The following is a 15,732-nucleotide window of genomic DNA, read 5'->3' as shown; positions in this document are numbered from 1 at the left end:
CTCAGTTATTATGCTGAATATCCCAGCTATCTATTTTTACTGAAACATTTTTGTCAAAGTATCCACGAATAAAACGTTGCTGGCTGGTTGGAAAGATTCGGCTGGAAGCAACTTCTGTTCCCCCATCAATAAAGATTTCGATTGAGCTTATATCAATAAAAATGTGAAGACTCAATTCTCCTCGATTATTTTTTTTCAACAAACGCTTAGTCCCGTAGTTCTCACCAACAACTGTCCCAGATTGGGAACGATCCAGCCACAATTCAGCTTTTTTTCCATCATAATACAGACGAGTGTATTCTGAAAAATCTTGATTTCCACATAAATCAATTGAAAAATTTTCCTGAGTTAATTCTGAAATTTTAAACTGGAGCTCCAGAGCTTCCGAAACCTTTTGACCTAATGCCAGCTCCTGATTACTAAAGGTTGTGTATAAGCCCCGCTTCGCCTTCATTTCTCTGACAGGCTTTTGAAGAAGCTGTCCTTCATCAATGCTCAGTTCTCTTGGTATGGTCAAGGTACCACAATAACCAAATTTCTCTGTCGGATACTCCAACTCGGGCAGCCCCATCCAACCAATCAAAATTCTTCTGCCGTCTGACGCAATTGTTGTTTGTGGAGCATAAAAATCAAATCCCAAATCCAATTCTGTAAAAGTTAAGTTTTGGCCTAATGTCAATTGATTCTTTGTTAAAAGATTCCCGATAAAATACCCTGTTTGGTAAATATTTTGATACTGCTCTTCCTCTTGCTGAAGTCCTTGAGGAGAAATTATCAGGACACCTTCTCCAGCCAACTCAAAGTAATCAGGACATTCCCACATATAACCAAGTTCCTTGTGTCCAGTTTCAATTTCACCCAGACACTGCCAATCATAGGTATCCTTTGAATGAAATACTAAAGCTGCGCCAGTTAAATTATTTCTTTGAGAACCGATTACTGCCAAAAATTCACCATTTTCAGTGGACCAAATTTTAGGATCTCTAAAGTGATCGGTATAACCAGCAACATTTCCGATAACTTCCGGCAATTGTCGTTTTATAATCTCACCACTTTCGTTCATCTTAGCTATTATCTGATAAGGAATTCTTTTGCCAGAGGCTGTTCGTGTATTGCCAGTGTAAAATAAAAGTAGTTCATCTGTCATAGCCAGACCACTCCCGGAGTATGCCCCATGAGTTTCAAATTTAGAATCTGGCTCAATGCCAGGCCCTAAAAATTGCCAGTCAACTAAGTTATCCGAGACCAGATGATACCAACCTTGATACCAAATATTTTCTTTAGCATAGCGGTATGGGCTCCATTGAAAAAATAAATGGTACTGTCCATTAAAAAACGCAAAGCCATTAGGATCATTTAAGTAACCTGTCGGTGCTTCAATATGGTATTTTTGGCGATAAGGACTCAGTGCCACTTTTTGAGCAGCTTCTTCTTTAATACCGTCAGGAATTTCTGAAAAACGAAAATACTTTTCTATATTATCAACAACCATCATTATTCCTCCACCGCTTTGATGATTGCTTCAGCGTCATTTTCAATGTCAGCTTCCCGTGCTTCTTCTGTGATGACATCTCGATTGGTTCCCTTATTGTAGAACTTGCCTAAAATTAAAGTAAAAGTAATTCCTAACCCAATGGCTAATAAATGAGAAATTGCAAAATGCAGATAGCCTTGATTGGCTGGATCAACAATTGTAAAACCCGGCAATCCCGTGGTACCATAACCAACTGCAGTTAATTTCGATAGATGGACATAAGCTCCACCAACAGCTCCCGCCAAACAACCAGCAACTAATGGAAATTTATATTTCAGTGTAACACCGAATAAGGCTGGTTCAGAAATGCCAAACAAGACTGAGGTAAAAGCTGAAATAGAGATTTCTCTAATTTTTTTATTCTTTCTGTTTAACAACATATATCCTAGAACAGCACCACCTTGAGCTACTAAAGCAACTGACATCAAAGGATTTAAGAAATCTCGACCAGTGTTTGATAGTAATTGCCCTTCAATCGCACCAAAAGTATGATGTAATCCTGTGATAACGATAATTTGTTGAACCCCGGCAAAAATCATATAACCAAAAATCCCTAAATGTTCTGCCATCCACAGTAGACTGTTGGTTAAACCATCCCCCAAAGCTCTGCCTAGTGGACCAATCACAATAAATAAAAGCAAGGAAGAAATTAGAATTGTCAGCATCGGTGACAATACAAATTTAATAATATCTGGTAAGACTCTATTAAAGAAATTATCAAGTTTTGCTACCACAAAGCCAATCATCAGGGCAATGATTATCCCTCCTTGAAAGCCAACGAGTTCAACATTTAAGCCAAATAAATCAACTAGTTCTGCTGAGGCTGAGCCAGAGGCAACTTGAAAAGCATCACCTAAATTAGGATGCACCATAATGGCTCCGATAGCTAAGCCTAATGCTGGTCGGCCACCAAACCGTTTGGTTGCAGAGTAGGCAACAATCATCGGTAGAAAAGTAAAAATCCCTGAGCTAGCAATGGAAATAATTCGGTTTAAGCCAGCAATTTGTGGCAGCATCTCAACAATTGATTCAGAACCAAATAGTCCTTTTGTCGACAATAAGGAGGTTAACCCCATTAATAAAGCTGCCGCTAAAATAGATGGCATAATCTCGATAAAGACATCTGAAATTGATTTGATAAATGATTGAATAGGATTCTGCTTTTTCTTATTACTTTGTGTTACTTGCGGTTGAGTGTCATCAATTGTTTGATTAAAGCTCTTTAAAAATTCAGCATATACTTGATTGACTAAGCCTGCCCCAAAAATAATCTGTAATTGATCACCAGCCACAAAGGCTCCTTTTGCTAACGAAACATTTTCGGCTTCCTCAAGATTCATAGCGCTATTATCCTTTAAAACGAGGCGCAAACGGGTCGCACAATGAGTCACCTTTTCAATGTTTTCAACACCACCAACAGCTTCAGCAATTTCAGCAACTGTTTTTTTCAAATCTTTTTCCATTCAGTTTATCCTCCTAAACCTCTGCAACTTGATTATTTATAGTTCCATTTTAACGACTATTCCATTAAAATTAAATGCAGAAATGTAGACAATCAATGTGGATTTGTCTTATCTAAAGGAGATTCTCAAAGATGAACTATTTTTTTAATAACCATATTGAAAGTGAACAACTTTATTTGTATTCTGGAGGCTATGAACCAACTCCTAAAGGTCATGTCTATGGACCAACTGTCCGCAGTGGCTATATGTTGCATTATATCTACAAAGGAAAAGGAAAATTCACCTCCGGCAACCAGACTTACAATCTAGGTGCAGATGATTTCTTCTTTATTGAACCAAACTTGCCAATTAAATATGTAGCTGATTCAGAGGATCCTTGGGTATTTTATTGGATTGGTTTTCGGGGAGCGTTGGCCAAAGAATATCTTCAGCGGACAACGATAACTTATAATAATCCTATTTTCAAAAATTCAAACAGTTTACAGATTAAAGAACTATTAAGTGAGATGATTGAAATTTCTTATGTTCACCAAGATAACGATATTTTACTAAATGGAAAGCTGCTGGAAATTCTCTTTCAATTGGTGAGCCATTTTCCTGTTGAACAGACACAGCCCCGCAGTAAAAAAAGCCAACTATTAACAGAAGCTATTCAATTTATGCACAATAATTATGAACATAATCTACAAATCAATGAGATTGCCGAAGCCTTGAGAATTGATCGTAGCTATTTGCATCGACTCTTTCAAAATGAATTAGAAACCAGCCCTAAAGAATATTTAACGACTCTGCGAGTGCGTAAGGCACAAAAATTATTAACTGAGTCAGATTTACCAGTGAAAGTCATTTCTTATTCTGTTGGCTATGAAAATACTCAACAATTTTCCCGGGTCTTTAAGAAGAATACTGGTTTTTCCCCTCGAGATTATCGACTGGCTTCTGAGTAAAGCTTTGGTTCAAAATAATAGTCTTATAAACAACTTTTCCATAAAAAATATCCGAACAATTTTCTACTAAACTGCCAGCTAATTTTTAATCAGCGCTTCGTGCCAATTATGCTAAGAAAAGCAGTAAGTATCTTTGTTCGGATAATCTTTTCAATACTGTATAACACTTTTTTTAATACCGACTGCTCACAATCTGAGCGCCAAAAGGCATCAATGCGAGCTTTGCCATTTTCAGAGACTGCATGGCAAATGGAATACCAATAATCGTAATGATTAAAAGGATCGCACTTCCCAAATGGCCGAGTGCCAAAGGAATCCCCGAGAAAATCAACCAGAGAATATTTAAAATTAGACTGCCCCCACCGCCACCATAAACAACTTCTTTGCCAAAAGGCGCCAAGGCTAAACCAGCAAATTTGAAGCATTGCAGGCCGACAGGAATGCCAATAATCGTGATGCACCACAGACAGCCGGCTAGAAACCAAGTAACGGCCCCAATCAGTCCGCCAAAGATAAACCAAATAATATTTCCTAAACAACTCATTAAAATCCCCTCCACTTTTTAAGTTTATCAAAAAATAGACAGAAAAAAATCCGTACTAAGACGGATTTTTTGATTAGCGCCAATCCTTCAAGCGGTAGCCGACGCCAATTTCAGTAAATAAGTATTCAGGTTCCAGCGGATTGCTTTCAATTTTTTTGCGGATATTGGAGAGGTTGACCCGCAGCACTTGCTGGTCGCCAGTGTAAGGGCCCCACACGGCGGTCATCAAAGTTTTATAGGTCACTACTTTTCCAAGATTTTCAAAGAGGACTTTAACAATTCGATATTCATTTTTAGTCAAATGAATTTCTGTCTCCTCCTTAAGTAATTGATGGCGGGGAATATCTAATTTCAAGGCGCCATTGGTAATAATTGGCTCAGCCTGCGCTTGAAAATTTTTATGTCGCAAAGCTGTACGAATCCGCGCTAATAATTCCCTAGTGCCAAAGGGTTTGGTGACGTAATCATCCGCCCCTAAATCCAGCGCATCGACCTTGCCCTGTTCGTTATCTCGAGCTGAAATAATAATCACCGGCACTTGGCTTTGTTTGCGAATTATTTTTAGTAATTCGCTGCCGTCAATATCTGGCAGACCTAAATCCAGCAAAATTAAATCCACCTCATGGCCTTGAAAATAATTCAGGCCGCTCATGCCATCAACGGTCGTTGCCAGTTGATAGCCTTCCTTTTCTATAACTACTTGCATAAAATCGGTGATTACTGAATCATCTTCAATTAATAAAATATTAGGCTTCATAGGAACTCTCCTCTCCTAAAATTTTGACTTCAAAAATTGTTTCTTTTCCAGCCTGCAACACCTGCAGTTGGCCGTCATGGGCCTTGATAATCGTTTTAACGATACTTAGACCGATTCCAAGACCATTTTTCGAATCAACGGGTATCTCATCATCACTGGATAAATTATGGAGGATTTTTTGATATTGCTGCTGAGTCATCTGGCCTTGACTACTGATTTGAAAAGTCACAAAGGGCTCTTGATAGCTGATACTCATTTTGACCGGTGTCCCTTGATTGCCGTGGCGGAAGCCATTTTCAATTAAATTGAATAGCGCCTGCTCCAATAAAATTGGGTCAGCGGCCACAAAGAGCATCTCCGCGGGCAAATCAATCTGTAATTGCTTTTCGGGATAAGCTTTGCGGCTACGGGCTAAAACGGCCTCGGCGATTTCTTCGACAAGTTCTGGCGTTTTCGTGACCTCCATCGTGTCCATATTAATTCTGGTGACCGACAATAAATTTTCTACCATTCGCACTAGCCACTGGGATTCATCTTTGACGTCTTGCAATAGTTTCACTTTCGTTGCTTTAGCTAAATTTGGTTGTTCTTCGTCTTCAATCAAGGTTTCCGCTAGACCTGAAATTGAGGTCAGTGGTGTCCGTAAATCATGGGAGACCGCCCGCAAAAGATTGCTGCGGACTTTTTCCCGCTCATTTTCCACCCGCATTTCCTGTTGAGTATTTTTCAGGCGGGATTGTTCTAGCACGATGGCCAATTGTGTCGTGACCAATCGCAAATAATTTAATTGATTATTTTCTAAATTATGCTGCTGGTTCCGTAAAATTCCTAAAACAGCTAGGGTTTGTCCCTCGGCGGCCACTGGCAAATAATAACCTTTGGCGCCACCTAAAGTGTCCGTGCCAAAGCCCGCCTCCCGCTGATTTTTACCGGTCCAAAAGGCGACCCCCATTTCTTCTTTGGTTTGCAATGTCTGAGCCGTTTCGGGACTGTGGCTGATAATTTCAGTTTCCGGACTGTATAAAACAATTTCCCGCTTTAAAAGGCGGGCTAAAAAACTCGTCGCCGTATCATAAATTTCTTGATTATCCGTTGCCACAACGTAGCGTTTGTTCAGCTCATATAAAATTTCCAATTGGTGCTCCCGCTCCATCGCACTGCTGGCCTTCATTTTTAAACGAACAACTAAATTGCTGACCATTAAAGCGACAATCAGCATAATCAACAGGGTAATCAAGTAGCTCGCCCGATTAATCACCAGTGAATAGCGGGGCTCAACAAATAAATACGTATAAATCAGCACGCTTAAAATGGAGGCTAAGCCGCTCCAAAGATAGCCGTTTGTTAAACGGGCTGTGATTAAAACAAAGACCAAATAAATCATCATCTGATTTTGGTCGCCAAAATGAAACCACTGTAAAATTTCCGTGATAATCGTGGCGCTGATGACCATCAACAAAGTAACCATCAAATTCCCCCAGCCGCCTGTGGGAATCAGCTCCTGCCACCACTTTGTTTTTTGTCCCTTCTCTTGATAAGGCACTAAATGGATTTCAATATCCGTCAGCTGTTCCAGCAAAATATCCTCCGGGTCGCTGACAAAAAGTCGTTCGTACCATTTTTGATTGAGCCGCTTGCCCATCACAATATCAGTTGCCTGAATTAACTCCGCATATTTAGCAATCGTTTCATAGCTGCTGTCTTCCTCCAGCGTGACGGTTTCAGCTCCCAGTTTTTCTCCGAGGTCTAATAAAAAGCTCGCATCCTTTGTTTCTGGTTCATTTTGCGAATGCACCAAGACAACCGTCCAATCGACACCAAAGCCCTGCACTAACCGAGCCGTCCAGCGGATACATTTTTCTCCCATTTTGGGAAAACGGTCCTCGACAATTGTCAGTAGCTTGGTTTGAACTTTATTGGTGACAGCTGCCTGATTGATATAATCTGAGGCCCGCTGAATTGCTAAGCCCCGCAATTGATCCAATTTATCAAGGGAAAAAAAGTTTTCCAACGCCTTGCGGGCATTGCCGGCTGCATAAATTTTCCCTTCGGCTAAACGCTCAATCAATTCCTCCGGTTCAATGTCCACAACTTTAATCGAGGCCTGTTTTAAAACGGTATCAGGCACAGTCTCTTGCACTTCTACACCGGTAATGTCATCGACTAAATCATTTAAGCTTTCCAAATGCTGAACGTTCATCGTCGTTAACACATTAATGCCCGCTTGTAATAATTCTTCGACGTCTTGGTATCTTTTTTTATTGCGGGAGCCGGGGGCGTTGGTGTGGGCCAATTCATCCACCAAAATAATTTCCGGTTTAATGGCTAAGGCCTGATCGACATCAAACTCTTTTAAAGTGATGCCACGATAAGTGACATCTTTTGCTGCTAATTGAGGTAAGCCCTGCAATAATTTATTGGTTTCCGGCCGGTCATGGGGCTCGACATAGCCGACTAAAACATCCCGGCCCAATTGCTGCAGCTCTTGAGCCTCCTGCAACATGGCATAGGTCTTGCCGACACCGGCAGCAAAGCCAAAGAAGACCCGCAAGCGTCCCCGCTGCGAAGTCTCCCGTTGAATTTTTTTTAGTAATTCTGAAGCGCTTGGTCGGTTTTCTGCCACCATAATTCCTCCAATTACTCTTGACTCAATTTATCTAAGGCCAAGTTTAATGCTAAAACATTAACATACGCTCGATTGCTGAGAAAATCCCGTTGGGTTTGTGCTTTTATTATAGCATTGATTGCCTCTTCTGAAAGATTCCGTTGATTGGCAATTCGGGCCACTTGAAATTCAGCAGCGGCGAGACTGATATCAGGATCGACACCGCTGGCCGAAGCGGTGACTAAATCAAGAGGCACCTCAGTCTGTGTCGGATTTTCAGTTAGTAATGTTTCTTTTCGTTTGGCTACTAGGCTTGCCTGCTCAGCAGAAAATACCGCTAGATTGCTGACTTCAGTTGGTCTACCTTGAAAATAGTCGGCTGCCTGCATGTCTTGACCGATTAATTTTGAGCCGACAACTTTGCCTTCTTGAACAATCAAGCTGCCGTCTGCTTTTTCTGAGAAAAATGTCTGGCCAACACCGGTGATTACCAAGGTATATAAACCGCCAAACACGACAATCGCTAAAACTAAAAATCGCAGACTGGCTAAGACTGTTTGTTTCATTTTTGAACCTCCTAAGTTTCTCTGTTATAAAATAATCAGCGCTAACAGCATATCAATCAGCTTGATGGCAACAAAAGGTGCCAACATGCCGCCTAAACCATAGAGCAATAAATTGTCCCGCAAAATTTGGCTGGCAGGTTTTTCTTTATAGCGCACGCCTTTTAAAGCCAAGGGAATTAAAGCGACAATAATCAGCGCATTATAAATCAAGGCGGCTAAAATCGCCGTTAAAGGACTTGCTAAATGCATCACGTTTAAGGCATTCAGCTGCGGATAAATACTGTAAAACAAGACGGGAATCACCGCAAAATATTTGGCAATATCATTGGCGATACTAAAGGTTGTCAAAGCGCCACGGGTCATCAGCAATTGTTTCCCAATTCGTACCACCTGCAATAATTTAGTCGGACTAGAATCTAAGTCAATCATGTTGCCGGCTTCTTTGGCGGCTTGGGTTCCGGTATTCATCGCCAAAGCAACATCGGCTTGGGCCAAAGCCGGCGCATCATTGGTACCATCGCCAGTCATCGCCACTAAGTGTCCTTCTTCTTGATAATTACGAATCAGAGTCATTTTATTTTCCGGCGTCGCTTCAGCTAAAAAGTCATCGACTCCCGCTTCAGCGGCAATCGCCGCCGCTGTCAAAGGATTATCGCCAGTAATCATAATGGTTTTAATGCCCATTTTTCGCATATCTGAAAATTTTTCTTTAACGCCGTTTTTAACGATATCTTTTAAGTAAATCACGCCTAAAACTTGTAAGTCTTTGACAACAACCAGTGGCGTTCCGCCAGCTCGGGCAACTTTATCGACGAGTTCATCGCAGTCAGCAGGATAAGTTTTGCCAGCTGCCTCGACGTATTTTTTCATTGTATCAGCGGCACCTTTTCTGACTTGCGTGCCTTGGTAATTAATACCGCTCATGCGGGTTTTTGCACTAAAATCAATAAATTCAACTTCCTTGTCGGTAAATTCTCGTTCACGGATGTCAAATTTTTCTTTGGCTAAAACGACAATACTGCGGCCCTCAGCCGTTTCATCGGATAAAGAAGAAAGCTGCGCTGCATCAGCTAAATCCCGTTCATTAACGCCAGCAACTGGTAAAAACTCACTGGCTCGCCGGTTGCCTAACGTAATTGTTCCTGTTTTATCTAATAATAAAATATCCACATCGCCGGCCGCTTCAATCGCACGACCGCTCATGGCAATCACGTTTTCTTTGGTCAGCCGACTCATCCCAGCAATCCCGATACTAGAAACCAAAGCGCCGATAGTTGTCGGGGCTAAACAAATTAACAATGCAATCACAATGACAGTTGATAAGGCTTCGCCATTGCCGGCTAATTGGCTGGAAAAATCAGTGAAGGGCACCAGTGTGACAGCAACTGCTAAGAAAATAATCGTCAGCGTCACCAAAAAGATTTGCAGCCCAATTTCATTCGGCGTTTTTTTCCGTTGCGTGCCCTCCACCATCGAAATCATTTTATCTAAAAAGGAGTGGCCATTTTCAGCGGTCACTTTTATTACCAGAAAATCTGACACTAAGCTAGTCCCGCCAGTCACCGCACTGCGGTCCCCACCGGATTCCCGAATGACTGGTGCCGATTCTCCGGTCACGGCACTTTCGTCCACCGAAGCAGCCCCTTCGATGACTTCACCATCAGCGGGAATTTGTTGGCCGGCTTTGACATAAATTAAGTCACCTTTTTTTAAATCAGAAGAAATCACTTCAATGAATTTTTCCTGCTGCCAATCATTTGGCTGTTGGATTTTAAAGGCCGGTACGGCTTTTTTGGCCTCTTTTAAACTAGAGGCCTGCGCTTTTCCTCGTCCTTCGGCAATCGCTTCGGCAAAATTGGCAAACAAGAGTGTCAGCCATAGGAAAAAGGCGACTGTCACCATAAACCAGAGGGGCACGCTTTGCTTGGTAAAACATAAAATGCTAGTGACAATTGCACCGATATAGACGATAAACATCACCGGATTTTTTATTTGCAAGCGGGGATCTAATTTTTTGACAGCATCTAGTAGCGCCGCTTGGTATAATTTGTTCATTTGATTTCCCCTTTTATATCATAAATAGTTACAACATTTTTGATTATTCAACTAGTTTGTAAAAAATTCTGCAATCGGTCCTAAGGCCATTGCCGGTAAAAAGCTCAAAGCACCGATGACGACAATCACAATCATTAGCATGACGACAAAGGTTGCGTTTGTGGTCGATAAGGTCCCTTCGCTGACGGCTGCAATTTTTTTCTGGCTCAAGTTTTGTCCTAGAAAAAGAATCGCCGCCATTGGCATAAAACGGGACAATAGCATCATGCCGCTACCTAGAAGATTTAAAAAAGTCGTGTCCGCTGTCATGCCGCTAAAGGCACTCCCGTTGTTATTTGCTAAGGAAGTTGCATTGTATAGCACTTCAGTAAAGGCATGGGGCCCTGAATTTTTCAACCAAGAAAAAATATCTGGATGTAAGACTAAGAGCATGCCGCCAAAGAGCGTTAGCAACAATGGTGTTAAAATCACCAGACTAGCCATCTTCATATCAAAAACTTCAATTTTCTTGCCTAAATATTCTGGCGTGCGGCCCACTAATAGCCCCGCCACGAAAACGGCCAATAAAATGAAGGCGAGCATTCCGTAAAGGCCGCTGCCGGCACCGCCGAAAATAATTTCTCCCAGCTGCATCAAAAACATTGGAATCAAGCCGCCAAAAGGAGTAAAACTATCCATCATGGCATTGACCGAACCGTTGGCAGCCGCGGTCGTACTGACTGCCCAAATGCTAGACCAGCCGACACCAAAACGCATTTCTTTGCCTTCTAAATTTGCTTGCCCTAAAACATCTGCAAATTGTGGACCATAAGTTTCACTGATTAATACACCAACCACCGCCAACAAGATAAAGCTTAAAGAAACAATGAAAATGGTTCGTCCCTGCTGCCATTCTTTAACCCAAAAACCAAAGGCAAAAATCAGCGCCATTGGAATTAAGAGAATGCTGATATTTTCAATAAAATTTGTCAGCAGATTCGGATTTTCAAAGGGATAGGCCGAATTGGCACCATAGAAACCACCGCCATTTGTGCCTAATTGTTTGATGGCTACTTGGCTAGCGACTGTTCCTAAGGCCAACCATAAACTTTCACCATTTAGTCCTTCATAATTAAAGCCACTGCTGAAGGTCTGGACAACTCCTTGGGACATTAATAAAATCGCCACAATTGTCGCCAGTGGCAGCAATAGATAAACTAAACTGCGCACAATATCCTGCCAAAAATTTCCAATAAATTTTTGCTGTCGCTGGATTAAACCGCGGATTAAAACGGATAAGACGGCAATCCCAATAGCCGCAGATAAAAAGTTTTGCACGGTTAAACCAAAAATTTGCGAGAAATTTGAAAGCATTTCTTCACCGGCATAAGCCTGCCAGTTTGTATTAGTAATAAAGCTGACGGCAATATTAACAGCTAGCGGAAAGCTTAGATTTTCTGCGCCATTGCCATTGAGGGGCAGCCAGCCTTGTGTCATTAAAATTAGCAATAAAGCCAGTAGTGAAAATAATGAGACCATCAATATTGAAACCAAATATTGTTTAGCCTTCATCGTGTGTCGACTAGCCGGCCCGATAATTCGATAAAAGAATCTCTCAACCGGTTGTAAAAACCGCATATATTTAGGAATGTTCCCTTGTAAAATTTCCTTTATATACCAACCTAATGGTATTGCCAATCCAATTAATACGAGGAAGAACACACTTCCCTGCAATAAATTGCCAATCATTGTTGATCCCCCTTAAATAAATACCAAAATAAGTAAACCATGATTAACAGACTTAAAAGCCCCAAAACCAGATTCATAAACGTCACGTCTCCTTTACATGTTTAGCTTACCTAAAGGGGTATAAAGATAGTGTTAAAGTTTAGATATTTCTTTATGCTATCTTTATATGGGGATTTTGGAATGGGGGGGCCTAGGTGAGACAACACAAAAAAACTCCAGCCCGTTGAAAAACGAGCTGGAGTTCAATATTTCTTATTATTCCAATTCCAAAACCACTTCACCTTTTTTGACTGGGCCTTCGTTGATGGTAAAGGTCTCGCCCATTTTCCCGGGGAAGAGAACCATCACTGTGGCTGGCTTGTCATTGCTTTTTAAGGTTGCTAGGTCCATTGAGATTAATTTGGTGTCTTGATCCACCTTGTCGCCTGCGTTGACATAACTTGTAAAGCCGGCGCCATCTAATTCTACCGTATCGATTCCCAGATGGACTAAAACTTCGGTGCCATCCTCCATGACTAAACCAACCGCATGTTTTGTTGGAAAGATGGAAGCAACTTTGCCGACAACCGGTGAATAAACTTCCCCATTGGCCGGTTCAACAGCATAGCCGGCCCCCATCATCCCTTGGGCAAATACGGGGTCAGCGACTTTTTCTAATAAAATTAATTCGCCGTCGACCGGCACAAAAACTTCTTTTTTCTTTTTCTTCTTAAAACCAAACATATTTTTCCTCCTAGAAATTCGTGATTAAGGTCAAAGCGACAACTAAAATGGATAATAAACCAATTAGGCCCATCAGCAAATAGCTTTCAAACTGTGTTTTCGTTGTGGCAACACCTGCTGCAATCGGTTGGTGTTTCATGGATTTGAAATATGCGAAGACCAAAGCAGCACCAATTAAATTAGCCGTTGCCACCTGCTGAACCAAAGCAAAAATCACAAAACGCTTTAACAACTGCTGATTATTTTGATCCTTGGATAAAGTATACATTAGAAAAGCCAGTAGTAACATCAGACACGTCAAAAGAAAGGTCAGCGTCAAAGAAGGTACTTCGGCAATCAGTGTTGTAAAACTGCTTTGACTATTAAAAGCAAACAGTAGCACAAAACTGTAAAATAACACCGGCAGCAATAGCCAATACCCAATTACAACATGTTTAATTCTATTCGGTGTCAGCCAGTTCATCGCTTTCGTTAAGATCATAAAGATATTCACCAAACTTTCTAAAAAGATAATCCATGCCACAGCTGAGACTCACCAAGCTGGTGACATAGGATTTTTTGCCGACTGCAATCGGCGTTATGTAATAAAACAGGGCATAGTCAGCATTTTTACTAAAGAAGTTGTCGCCAAAAGCTGTGAAGGCCATCGTGGTGATGCCCCGCATCTTCAGAGAAATCAAATTTTCTTTGACCTCTTCCGTTTCACCGCTTAATGAAACAAAAATCACCATATCAGTTTTTTTAATCATCGGCATTGCCATATCAAATTCGGTGCTGTTGGGCAGACAAATCACCCGCTTTTCAACCGCCATCATCATCTTGGAAAATTCATCGACAATTTTCCGTTGAGAATAGCCAGTGCCATAGCAGTAAATCGTTTCTGAACGATGCATCTCCTGTAAGATGCGACTGAAATCGACATTATCTAAATAAGCAATCGTCCGCTGGATATCCTGTTGCTGGGCGTCAAAAATATCTACCCTATCAGCGGTGGTATCCTCCTGCTGATTTTGCTTAATAAAATACTTAAACTCAGAAAATCCGGTAAAGCCAATCTTTTTCGTCAAACGTAAAATTGTTGATTTTGACGTATGGACAGCCTCGCCTAATTCGATGATGCTCATTTTAGTTACTAACGCCTGATTGTCAATGATATATGCCAAAATTTCTTGGTCCAACTCACCTAAATCCTTTTGATGCTGGCGCGCAATCGTTTCCAAATTCATAATCGGCCTCTTTTCTTCATTCTCTTTTATTTATTATAGAAGAAATAAGAAAAAATATGAATGGAAACTTTTTTATGTTGGTGAAAAATCAAGAAGTTTTCTCAAGCGTTGCGACAAATTGAAATTGCTAAAAGTTAGACTGGAGCTTTTAAGGCTAAATTTAGGGGATTTAGCTGCCTAAAAATCCCCAGCCTCCTTTAGCGTAATTCAGTTTATTTTAATTTCACTTGTTTAAAGATTGACTCTTTATTTTAGCGTTGGCCAAAATTCTTGATTGGCTTCTAATAAGTCATCTAAAATATCTCTAGCAACCCGCGCATTCGGAACAATTCTAGAAAGTGTTAAGGCTTGCCATAATTTTTGATAAGAGCCTTCTTCCCAAGCCTGCACGACTAATTTTTCTACAGAAACTTGTTGTTCCATCAAGCCTTTTTGGAATTGTGGAATTTTCCCTTGAGTTAATGGCTCAGGACCATTAGCACCAACGATACACGGTACCTCCACCATGGCCGTTTCATCAAAGTTGACGATTGCCCCTTCGTTTGGCACAATCAACAGCATTCTTTCGTGGGTGTTATACGCAATTGCTCTGGCTAAATCGACAATGTAGCTAGCGTGTTCATCAACTTCTAACGTCATGCCAGCTGCTGTGCCAGCTTCAGCAATGCGATTACATTCACCGAAAACATGTTTTTCTCTTCCCGCCATCACCTCATTAGCCCGCGTATATTCTGGATTGGCATGAGCTACTTCGTCTTGTGGGTATAAATAATATTTCAAATAAGTATTTGGCAACGTCTCTGGATCAACTGCATAAACATCTTTCGCTTTGGCAAACGTATGCATCCAGCTAGCATCAGTATGCTGCGATTCTTCAATTTCATCTTGTAAGGAATAGCCGTATTTGTTAACATGTTCTTTAATTTTCGGCATTAAATCATTGCCTTCAAGGTCACGAATATCAGTCCACCAGCCAAAATGATTCAAGCCATAATAGCGAACAACCATTTCTTTGCGGGAATTTAGACCAACGGATTTTGCCATCCGCTCTTCAATCCCTACTGGCATGTCGCAGATATTGATAATTTTTGAATTTGGTCGTAATTTACGGGTCGCCTCAGCCACAATTGCTGCTGGGTTGGAATAATTTAACATCCAAGCATCTGGCGAATATTTTTCCATGTAATCGACTAATTCTAAAACGCCGCCGATTGAACGCATCCCATAGGCAATCCCGCCAGGTCCGCAGGTTTCTTGGCCGACAACGCCGTATTTCAAAGGAATTTTTTCATCTTGTTCCCTCATCGCATACAAGCCAACGCGAATATGAGCCATCAGAAAATCGACATCTTCAAAGGCAGTCTGAGGATCAGTCGTAGCAACAAAGTTAATTTCTGGTGCCCGTTCCCGAATAATAATTTCACAGGCATCGGCAATTTGCTGCTGCCGTTCCTCTAAGTTGTCATAGAATTTAATTTGGCGAATTGGAAAACGCTCCAGATTGTCTAAAAGCATCAAGACAATCCCCGGTGTAAATGTACTGCCGCCGCCAGCGATAACGATTGAAAATTTCTTCATTTTGTT

The 15,732-nt window shown here is 41.2% G+C and carries 13 protein-coding genes; 1 reads left to right on the top strand and 12 read right to left on the bottom strand.

Going from position 1 to position 15,732, the window contains the following annotated elements; translation table 11 throughout:
- Position 1 precedes the first annotated feature (1 nt).
- Positions 2-1,492, bottom strand: coding sequence for a glycoside hydrolase family 32 protein (locus tag ORH16_RS08785; RefSeq protein WP_265458091.1), 1,491 nt, complete (start codon positions 1,490-1,492; stop codon positions 2-4).
- 2 nt (positions 1,493-1,494) lie between these two features.
- Positions 1,495-2,997 (bottom strand): PTS transporter subunit EIIC, encoded by a 1,503-nt coding sequence (locus tag ORH16_RS08780; protein WP_265458089.1) that lies wholly within the window; start codon positions 2,995-2,997, stop codon positions 1,495-1,497.
- A 131-nt stretch (positions 2,998-3,128) separates the two neighbouring features.
- Between ORH16_RS08780 and ORH16_RS08775 the strand changes: the two genes are divergently transcribed.
- Positions 3,129-3,944 carry an AraC family transcriptional regulator gene (locus ORH16_RS08775; RefSeq protein ID WP_265458088.1) on the top strand — a complete coding sequence of 272 codons (816 nt, stop codon included), beginning with the start codon at positions 3,129-3,131 and terminating at the stop codon, positions 3,942-3,944.
- 172 nt (positions 3,945-4,116) lie between these two features.
- Here ORH16_RS08775 and ORH16_RS08770 read toward each other — a convergent pair whose 3' ends face one another.
- The 10 genes from ORH16_RS08770 to ORH16_RS08725 all read right to left on the bottom strand — a co-directional run bounded on the left by ORH16_RS08770 (position 4,117) and on the right by ORH16_RS08725 (position 15,726).
- Positions 4,117-4,488: a YccF domain-containing protein gene (locus ORH16_RS08770; RefSeq protein WP_265458087.1), complete on the bottom strand. Its 372-nt coding sequence runs from the start codon at positions 4,486-4,488 to the stop codon at positions 4,117-4,119.
- Positions 4,489-4,561: 73 nt separating this feature from the next.
- Positions 4,562-5,245, bottom strand: a complete 684-nt coding sequence (locus ORH16_RS08765; protein ID WP_265458085.1) for a response regulator transcription factor — start codon at positions 5,243-5,245, stop codon at positions 4,562-4,564.
- On the bottom strand, positions 5,235-7,868 hold the full coding sequence (locus tag ORH16_RS08760) for a sensor histidine kinase (RefSeq protein ID WP_265458084.1): 2,634 nt from the start codon (positions 7,866-7,868) through the stop codon (positions 5,235-5,237). Before ORH16_RS08760 ends, ORH16_RS08765 begins: the two co-directional genes overlap by 11 nt.
- Before the next feature lie 14 nt (positions 7,869-7,882).
- Positions 7,883-8,416: a potassium-transporting ATPase subunit C gene (locus ORH16_RS08755; protein WP_265458082.1), complete on the bottom strand. Its 534-nt coding sequence runs from the start codon at positions 8,414-8,416 to the stop codon at positions 7,883-7,885.
- A gap of 24 nt (positions 8,417-8,440) precedes the next feature.
- Positions 8,441-10,471, bottom strand: a complete 2,031-nt coding sequence (kdpB, locus tag ORH16_RS08750) for a potassium-transporting ATPase subunit KdpB (RefSeq protein ID WP_265458080.1) — start codon at positions 10,469-10,471, stop codon at positions 8,441-8,443.
- A 51-nt stretch (positions 10,472-10,522) separates the two neighbouring features.
- A complete protein-coding gene (gene kdpA / locus ORH16_RS08745) occupies positions 10,523-12,199 on the bottom strand; it encodes a potassium-transporting ATPase subunit KdpA (protein WP_265458078.1) in 1,677 nt (558 codons plus the stop codon).
- A gap of 255 nt (positions 12,200-12,454) precedes the next feature.
- Positions 12,455-12,922 carry a PTS sugar transporter subunit IIA gene (locus tag ORH16_RS08740; protein ID WP_265458077.1) on the bottom strand — a complete coding sequence of 156 codons (468 nt, stop codon included), beginning with the start codon at positions 12,920-12,922 and terminating at the stop codon, positions 12,455-12,457.
- 10 nt (positions 12,923-12,932) lie between these two features.
- Entirely contained in the window at positions 12,933-13,403 is a 471-nt protein-coding gene (locus ORH16_RS08735; protein ID WP_265458076.1) for a hypothetical protein, read from the bottom strand.
- Positions 13,363-14,148: a MurR/RpiR family transcriptional regulator gene (locus ORH16_RS08730; protein ID WP_265458075.1), complete on the bottom strand. Its 786-nt coding sequence runs from the start codon at positions 14,146-14,148 to the stop codon at positions 13,363-13,365. Before ORH16_RS08730 ends, ORH16_RS08735 begins: the two co-directional genes overlap by 41 nt.
- Before the next feature lie 246 nt (positions 14,149-14,394).
- Positions 14,395-15,726 carry a 6-phospho-alpha-glucosidase gene (locus ORH16_RS08725; RefSeq protein ID WP_265458072.1) on the bottom strand — a complete coding sequence of 444 codons (1,332 nt, stop codon included), beginning with the start codon at positions 15,724-15,726 and terminating at the stop codon, positions 14,395-14,397.
- Positions 15,727-15,732: the final 6 nt, after the last annotated feature.

The sequence above is a fragment of the Enterococcus sp. HY326 genome, assembly GCF_026157065.1.
Lineage (GTDB): Bacteria > Bacillota > Bacilli > Lactobacillales > Enterococcaceae > HY326.
This window is presented reverse-complemented; position numbering and strand designations above follow the sequence as displayed.